The sequence below is a fragment of the Streptomyces viridosporus genome, assembly GCF_002078235.1.
Lineage (GTDB): Bacteria > Actinomycetota > Actinomycetes > Streptomycetales > Streptomycetaceae > Streptomyces > Streptomyces viridosporus.
Genome location: NZ_MSGP01000863.1, coordinates 1 through 561 on the forward strand (window position 1 = coordinate 1; position 561 = coordinate 561).

Consider the following 561-nt stretch of genomic DNA (forward strand, 5'->3'; position numbering starts at 1 on the left):
GCGAGTCCGCTCAGGGCACCCTGGCCGGGCCCACTGATCCGTCGGACCGGCAGCGCGACCACGAATCCCAGGAGAATGCCACTTCCCAGACCAGCACCGAAGCCGATGCCGATGTCCGCCCCGAACCCGGCGACAAGCCCACCGACCAGGCCACTCGTGACTCCCATCAGAAGACCGACCAGAGGCCTCGGAGCGGAGTGCCGTAGGTGCCACCACGCCAAGTCGGTGGTTCCCTGCAGTCGCGATTCCAGATGGGCGCCGAGGAAGGCCAGCCAGCGTTGAGCGTCCGCAGCCTGCCAGCGGGGACGCTTCCGAGGATCCGGGTGGGGCCGGTAGGCAGCCGGGACAAAGGCGTCGAAAAGGTACTGCTGGATGCTGCTCACCGTGGGGAAGCGCGTGGCGTCGCACAGTTCGGCAGGGTTCGGGAGGGAGCCGGTCTGTTCACCGGGGCGGGGATTATAGAGGGTGCGGGCCAAGAAAAGCATCAGCGGCGTGCTGAGAGCCTGGGCAAGGGCGGTGTCGCCACTGCTGAGGTTGCTTATCACGGGTGCCCAGCGCGTG

At 67.6% G+C, this 561-nt stretch carries 1 pseudogene; it reads right to left on the reverse strand.

The window, feature by feature from the left end:
* Window positions 1–545 (reverse strand): annotated as a pseudogene (locus B7L92_RS41740) (NACHT domain-containing protein); the annotation flags it as partial.
* Window positions 546–561 lie beyond the last annotated feature (16 nt).